The organism is Acinetobacter sp. UBA6720 (assembly GCF_002454215.1).
GTDB lineage: Bacteria > Pseudomonadota > Gammaproteobacteria > Pseudomonadales > Moraxellaceae > Acinetobacter.
In genome coordinates this window covers 6,832-14,507 of sequence record NZ_DKIK01000136.1, presented here as the reverse complement: position 1 = coordinate 14,507, position 7,676 = coordinate 6,832, and the positions used below count along the sequence as shown (strand labels likewise).

Sequence of the window (7,676 nt, the reverse complement as noted above, 5' to 3'; positions counted from 1 at the left end):
TAAACTTACCGTTGAAGATGCAACTGCGCTGTGGCATAAGCGCAGAAACAGTCGCGTGTTTATGAGTAAAAGTGTTCGTGAAATCACTGAAACTCTGTTTAGCGAATGGCAAAGTCACAGTACATTATTTGCAGCCAGCTTAAGCCTAAACTTAGACGGGTTAAGTCGTGATTATGATGTACGCCCCTTTGTTATGCAGTCCAATGAAACCGATGCTGAGTTTCTTACACGCTTATGGCGGAGTGAAGGGATGAACTGGTTGATCGATGAACAAGCCCCGATGGTGCTCAGTTCGTCCGAACCGATTCAGGCACAGCAACTTCGTTTGATTGATGATAATCAATCTTTTACAGCGCTGGGCCGCAGAAAGATTCGTTTCCACCGCAGCCATGCCACCGAGCCTTTTGATAGCATCACCAGTTTTATTGCTGAACGTCACTTACAGTCCACCACGGTACAGACGCAGCGTTGGCAAGCACAACATTTAGCACAAGATCAGAGTCAGGCTGTATTGAGTGTGCATCAGCACAGTGATCAACAAGACAATGAAAGCTTGGGCCTGGAACAAGTCTGGTGTGTCAGTCCAGCATGGACGGCTGATCTACAGGGTGAAGATCAGGTCACGCTTGCCAATAGCAGTCAACTAGATCGTCTCAACCAACAACTGAACCAATATCACGAGCTTCAGGCCAAATATTTCACAGCAAAAAGTAGCGTTCGCGATGCGCAAGTGGGCTATTGGTTTGAAATGATTGATCATCCTGAAATAGACCAGCATGTGTCCGTAGAGCGTGAATTTCTCATTTTAGGCAAAGTCTTTTATAACCAAAATAATTTACCCAAAGAGTTGCTACAGCAAATCAATCTGTTACTAAAAGGGAGTCGCTGGCAGGGTTTGAGTGAGGAACGACAAGCCAATGAACTCTTTGTCGTACGCCGTGAGGTCAAAATTGTTCCTGAATATCAAGCGTGGATACACCGTCCAGCAGCCTATCCTTTACGAGCCAAAGTCGTCGGGCCTGAAGGGGAAGAAATTTATGTGGATGCATGGGGGCGGATTAAAGTTCGCTTCATGTTTACCCGTAGTGATGACCATACCCATGATGGTGGTGCGGGGGCAAATGACAATGACACAGATTCGGCTTGGGTCGATGTATTGACCCCATGGGCGGGTGAGGGATATGGCGCACGTTTTCATCCGCGTGTCGGAGAAATTGTGGTTATTGACTTCTTTGAGGGGGATGTTGATCGACCCTTTGTCGTAGGGCGGATTCATGAAGCGGAGCGTCACCAAACCATGTTTGATGTAAAGGGAACATTGCCTGCAACGAAGAAGCTCAGTGGTATTCGTTCACAAGAGGTTGCAGGGCAAGGTTTTAACCAACTGCGTTTTGATGATACGACAGGGCAAATTAGTGTGCAGTTACACAGTAGTCATGGAGCGAGTCAGCTCAACCTTGGTAACCTGAGTCATCCAAAAAAAACTGAAAACAGTGATGGGCGTGGTGAGGGGTTTGAGCTAAGAACGGATCAATGGGGAGCCATGCGTGCAGGTAAGGGTCTCTTGATTAGTACCTATGCTCAGGATCAAGCGGTCGCAGATCATTTGGCTGCATCAGAAGCTCAGTCCATCTTGCAACAAGGTCATGACAGTATGCACATGCTGAGTACTTTGGCTGTTAAACAACAGACTGATGCACTGAATGTCGTCAATCGTCTGCCTAAGTTGATTCAATCTTTAGAGTTAAAAGGAGCCAATCAAGCACTCCAAGCAACTGTTGGTTTATTTAAAACGGCAGTTAGTCAAGATCCGATTTCGGCACTAAAAAGCTGTGGTGGCTTCATTGAGGATATTCAAAAAATTGGTCAAGACACAGACAATTTGATCAATGAATTTAAAGACTTCTTTCAAGACGCGAATAACTCAATTGAAAACTTAAAAGCCTTTATTGATAATCTCGAAGAACACGGCTCAGATGCTTTGAAAAGTCAGTTGCAAAGTGTCAAAGAAAAATTGAATGCGGATCCCTTCTCCGCTTTAAAAGATATCGGCAAAGTGATTGCTAATGTCGAGATGAATGACTTTGACCTGACCAGTGTCTGTGGAACCTTCAATAAAGGCAGTAAATTGGATGTTAATCCCATGCAGGCATTGGGTTCAATGCAAGGTTTTATGGAAGGTTATACCCAAGGACTAGAGAACGCTCAGGATGACCAGCAACAAGCTCAAGCGAAGATCTTTCGTCAGGCTTTAATGCTGTTGGCTTCCCCCAATGGTATCGCCTTAACGACGCCTGAAGATATTGTTTTACAGGCTTCTCAAGACATCGCTGAAAGCGCACAGGGCTCCATTAACTTAAGTGCTCAGAAGAATATTATTGCGCATGCACAGGATAAAGTGAGCTTATTTGCTGCGCAAAAAGGGCTAAAGGCATTTGCTGCAAAAGGAAAAGTTGAATTACAGGCGCAAGATGATGCGATAGAGGCGATTGCGCGTAAGGTGATTAAGCTAATTTCAACTGAAGATAAAATAGAAATAACCAGTCCGAAAGAAATTGTGCTCACTGCTGGTGGTTCGCAGCTCAAAATCAACGGCGATGGGATTTTTACAACAACAGGTGGAAAGTTTGAAAGTAAGGCGGGGCAGCATAGTTTTGTGGGTGGGGCCACAGTAAATGCTGAATTACCTAAAATGCCTGAGAGTGGAATGTATAGTATGAGATTTGATCTGAGCCAAATTTTTGATCCGAATATATTGAAAAATATGAAATATAAATTAATAAATCATTCTAAAAAAATTGAAGCTGAATATGAGTTTGAGCAGCAAAGCAGTGCACGTATTTATAGTGATGCTGTTGATAATGTAGAGCTTACATTAGTGCCAGGTGCATATTTGACAGAAATTAAAGACTCAATTCTTGAACAAGAGACAGAGTCTTTGGATGAAGATGAAGTTGCAGGATGCTGTTGTGGAGAGGAGCATGAGCATGATTGAAATTTTGAATAAAAAGAGAGTAGAACTTCTGGGATTTTATATTAAAAAGTTAATCATTTTTACACTTATATTTAGTGGCGGTATTGCTGGTTCAAATATCTATGCAAAAGATTTATTGAGTGTTGAATTGAAATGTAAAGGTCATGATCAAGAGTATTGTGATATTGTGAAAAATTATAATAATAAGACCACTTTTATCTTAAGAAATATGAGGTACCCTCAGGTTGATAAAGTAAATGAAAGTATTTTTCATGCATATGGTAGTTGTGGTTCACCATGTCAATATCACTTTTTTATAAGTAAAATTAATGAAGATCAAACTAAAGAGTTTATTGCTTTAGATAAAAAAAATAACTGTTTAATAGAAAGTGATTCTAAGCAGAAAGTTATCTATGCTAGAAAATTGTTCAGTAAAAATAAAAAAATAATAGCTGATTTAAAAAATAAAGAATTCGATAACGTTCCAATAGATATTGCTATATATAACTCTTTTCAGGAAAAAACATATTTTGATAATAAAGGTAAATTATATTTGGTAGCAATGTTGGCAGATATAGATAAAGACGGGAATACTTTATACTTTAATAAAATAATTAAGAAAACTTGTGAGTAATAAAATGAATTATAGTGAGGATTTTAAAATATTTGTTGCAACTATTAATGGTGAAGCTGAAAATTGTTGTGAAACTTCATGGAAAGCTATTGCACATACAATAAGAAATAGAATTGGTTTTGCCAATTGGAAGTCATGGAGTAATATCTTACAAATCGTTACGAGAACAGGGTATGATGCTTATACTCAAAAAAATTCGCCATATAGAAGGGCTAAAAAAGCTTTAGATTCTGGTGATATTTCACCCAGATTAATGAGCTTGATTAGAGCTGTAGAGCCAATATTTAATGGTACTGAGCCTGATTTTACAGGTGGGGTTGTATATTATTATAGTCCTAAGGCACAGGCAGAACTGCATAAATCTGATCCATCTAATTATCCTTCTTTAATTCCTGATTTTGTAGTGAGCAAATCAAATCCAACTCATCAAGTTAAAATATTAGGGACGGAAAAAGATGATATGCGTTGGTATAAGATCATAACCTCAGTATTTGATATATCATTTGTAGATAACTCTGGAAATCCATTAGTTGGTGCAATGGTTGATGTAATCTATAAAGATAAAGAGCCAGTACCTTTATTTAAAGATTTAATTGTAGATAAAAAAGGGAAGATAAAAAAACTTAAAGTTTGTAACTATATGGGGGCTAGATTTAAGGTCAATGGTATTTTAGTAAAAGATAAAAATAATAAAGAAATATCCTTGTTGGGAGATGGTAAAAATTATGCTTCAGTTATTGTAATAAACAATGGAAAAGGAGGAATTGAGTCGCAAACAGATGTGCATAATCAAGCACCACCTCCAATAGAAAAAAACAACCAAGTATGCAAAATAAAGAAAAAAAAGCAGATCAAGAGAAAATAGATAGTGATATATCAGATGTTAATTTTGATATTAAAATAGTAGATAGTGAAAATAAAGGAATACCTAATTTTTCATATTTTCTAAAATATAACGGAAATGATAAAAAGCATTTGGTTGGAACAGATGGGATTGAAAAAAATATAGTTGCTACATCAGGAAAAAAAATTTCTGTTGAAATAAGTGGGAAGGACTCTCGTCAAGTTCTTGAATATTTCACCGTTTCACATGGAGTGAAAGAGCAAGTAGTAAAGATAGATTTACATTCATTTGATATTATCTTTTATCATGATGATAGCTCAAAGAGGCCTATAAGCCATTTAAATTTGATACAAAATTATAGAGGACAAACTAAGGCTAAAGTTACTAATGGTAATGGTAAAATTACTGTCAAGGCGATGCCTGGATTTCAGTTAAATTATAAATTAAGAGATGGCACTAATATTGGTACTATAAAAGTAGATAAGAATAAAAAACAAAGAGAAATTTATATTGAAAAGGGTGCTATTGAATCGGCATCTAAAAAGTTAACAACAGATAGCCCTGAAAATACTTTACAAAAAAGTAGTACAGCTCAAGCCATACCAGCCCCTAAAAAGAAGTCGAATACAGATCACACACCTAAAAGAGATCAAAAAAATTCGACTAGTGGGGATGGTCATCCAAAAACTGTAGTTAATGATAACGGGGAAGCTGAATTTACAGTCTATACATATGATAAAAAAAATAATCAATTATTTAGTGGTGGTAATTATTCAATTGAATATAAAGGTAAGAAAAGAGGACATTCAAGTGGTATTCATGGTCTAGGAAAAAAAGTACATAAAGGAGAAATAGGCCAAAGGATAAAAATTATAGCTACTAGTGGTGGAAAGGAGTTTATTGGTTTTGATGGGGAAATCAGTAAAGGGATGAAGCCTTTTGAGTTGAAATTAGATAAACCTATTATTCCGAATGTATTAGATGTAACGATTGGGTTTAATGGTGTTAAAGAGCAAGCAAGACAAACTATTGTAAGTCAAAAAACAAAGAATGTGTTAGCTTATCTAGCTAAAGAAGCAAATATGAATAGACTTTTTATTACAAGCACAATCAGGACACCAAGGGCACAGGCAGAAGCAATGTATATCAAGGCAACGGCATATGCTGGGCCCGGAGAGGCTGTAAAACAAGTTAAAAAAGAGTGTATTGCTAAGGGGCTTGGAAAGGAGGAAACCATCCAAAAAATGGTTGAAAAAATTGTTGAGTTCCAAAATAAAGGACAAAGAGTTTCGAAACATTGTGTTTCTGAAGAACAATATAGAAAAAATAATATTATTGATTTAGGCATGAACAGTAATGGTTTTGGAACAGGGAATACTTTGAATAGTGTAGGAAAAAGATTTAAAGCAGTTTGTCAGAAAGCTTTAAGTGATGGAGTTATTTCAGGTTTTATTTCAGCAGATGTACCAGGTGAAGGCGCTATGCATATAGAGATTACTCAATGATGAACAGATTATTTTTTTTATTTGTAATTAGTTTAATGTATGCATGTACAACCGAAGCGGATCAGTTGAAGTCAAGTAACACAAGACTATATTTTTCATATAAAATTTGTGAAAATTCGGGGAAATGTAAGAATTCCATACCTACCAAAAAATCAGATAATTATTTGTTTAAAAAACTTGAACCCGCACATGATGAATTTTATATTAAAGATAATAATGGTGATTTTTATTTATATTATAAAATTATTTATAGTGAAGATGTTCAAGTTGGATGGGCTAAAGCTCGAGTAGATGGAAATAATGATAGTGAGCTAATTTTAAATATTGATAAAATTAATTTGGCTTTAGGTGGGATTGATTTTATGAAAAATGGTTATGCAAGTAAACAAGCTGAATCAAAAAACTTTAAATTAGGAATTTATTATTTGGAAGATGAATATGAGGATTTTCCATATTATCAAAAACAAAAAATATTTTTTAAGAAGTCTGCAGGAGAATTGGTTTTAGAATGTAATAACTATCTAAATAACTCTTCAGTAAAAGACAACTTTTATGGAATTTTTTATGGGGTGTGTTCTGAAGATAAAAAAGTTTATTTTAAACAAGTAAAATGAATTAATGGTACTTTATTGATATAAATGTAACGGTAATAAAAATTCTTTTGAAAAGAAAAATTAGATAATCTCTATTTAAGTTAAAATGATTGTTGGTTTTTCTAAATTAATAAGCAGCCTAATAAAGCTGCTTATTAATATTTTTTTATTAATCTGCTAAGACTTCTTCCAGCAACTCCTCACTCGGTGCAAAATAATAAGCACCATCAACAGGAGTTACAAAATGAAGCATACGGTCATGAATTCCATCACCGCTGGTGCCAAACATACGCAATAACATCGCATCAATAATGCTTAAATCTTTCGTATAGGCAATAAAAAATAAACCTTGCTCACCTTTACCATCGCCATAAGGAAGAGAGTGACGTAGGATTTCCATTTCCTCGCCCTCATCGTCTTCAACCACGACACGTGCAACGTGAGAATTTTCAGGCTTAACCTCATCATCTAGTTCAATACTTTCAAGTTTTGTCCGTCCAAAGACTTGCTCTTGAGCATCAACTTTTAATTTTTTCCACTTTTCCAAATCATGGCAATAGCGCTGTGCAAAGATAAAAGAGCCATCTGCGAATACTCCGGAATTATCACCTAATAATGCTGTTTCAGCACGATCATCGGGGAACTGCGGGTTTTCAGTACCATCAATAAACCCAGTCAAATCTCGACCATCAAAATTGCGGAAACAGACTCGTTCATCTAAAACATCCACTTTATCTTGGATGCCTTCAAAGAACGATTGGCTAAGGGAAAAACAAAGATCGGTACGCTGAGCCGCAATATGAATTAAAACATCCGCAGGTGCGACAGGCATATTAAAAGAACCATAAATGGGCTCTAGCTGTTTAAACCCTGCAGGCGCTGTAGGATGAAGTTGTGCCCAAAGTTCAGGGCCAAAAGCAACCGCTGTTTTAATTTGAGCATGTGGATGTTGAGTAATAAGACGATCACGGGTTGAAAATAAATCTTCTAATTTTTCTTTAAGTTCTTCAATACTTAAATCTTTTAAACGTAAAACAATAAAACGGGCATGATCTGAAGGTAATGGTAGAATTACAGATTGGGCGGTCATTCATGGCTCCTAAAAAAATTGTTATTTCTATTGGCT

Annotated in this window: 6 protein-coding genes; 5 read left to right on the top strand and 1 reads right to left on the bottom strand. The window is 36.3% G+C overall.

Going from position 1 to position 7,676, the window contains the following annotated elements; translation table 11 throughout:
* From B4F08_RS11670 to B4F08_RS11650, 5 genes are all read left to right on the top strand, one after another.
* Positions 1-2,995: type VI secretion system Vgr family protein (locus B4F08_RS11670; protein ID WP_291374442.1), on the top strand; the 2,995-nt coding region annotated here is incomplete at its 5' end.
* Entirely contained in the window at positions 2,982-3,608 is a 627-nt protein-coding gene (locus B4F08_RS11665; protein WP_291374441.1) for a hypothetical protein, read from the top strand. The genes B4F08_RS11670 and B4F08_RS11665, both read left to right, overlap by 14 nt.
* A gap of 4 nt (positions 3,609-3,612) precedes the next feature.
* Positions 3,613-4,473, top strand: a complete 861-nt coding sequence (locus B4F08_RS11660) for a hypothetical protein (protein ID WP_291374440.1) — start codon at positions 3,613-3,615, stop codon at positions 4,471-4,473.
* Entirely contained in the window at positions 4,434-5,957 is a 1,524-nt protein-coding gene (locus B4F08_RS11655; RefSeq protein WP_291374439.1) for a hypothetical protein, read from the top strand. The genes B4F08_RS11660 and B4F08_RS11655 overlap by 40 nt, the downstream gene beginning before the upstream one ends.
* Positions 5,954-6,571 carry a hypothetical protein gene (locus B4F08_RS11650; protein WP_291374438.1) on the top strand — a complete coding sequence of 206 codons (618 nt, stop codon included), beginning with the start codon at positions 5,954-5,956 and terminating at the stop codon, positions 6,569-6,571. Before B4F08_RS11655 ends, B4F08_RS11650 begins: the two co-directional genes overlap by 4 nt.
* Positions 6,572-6,719: 148 nt before the next feature.
* Here the strand turns inward: B4F08_RS11650 and B4F08_RS11645 are convergent, their stop codons facing one another.
* Positions 6,720-7,640: a Dyp-type peroxidase gene (locus tag B4F08_RS11645; protein ID WP_291374437.1), complete on the bottom strand. Its 921-nt coding sequence runs from the start codon at positions 7,638-7,640 to the stop codon at positions 6,720-6,722.
* Between the last annotated feature and the right edge of the window lie 36 nt (positions 7,641-7,676).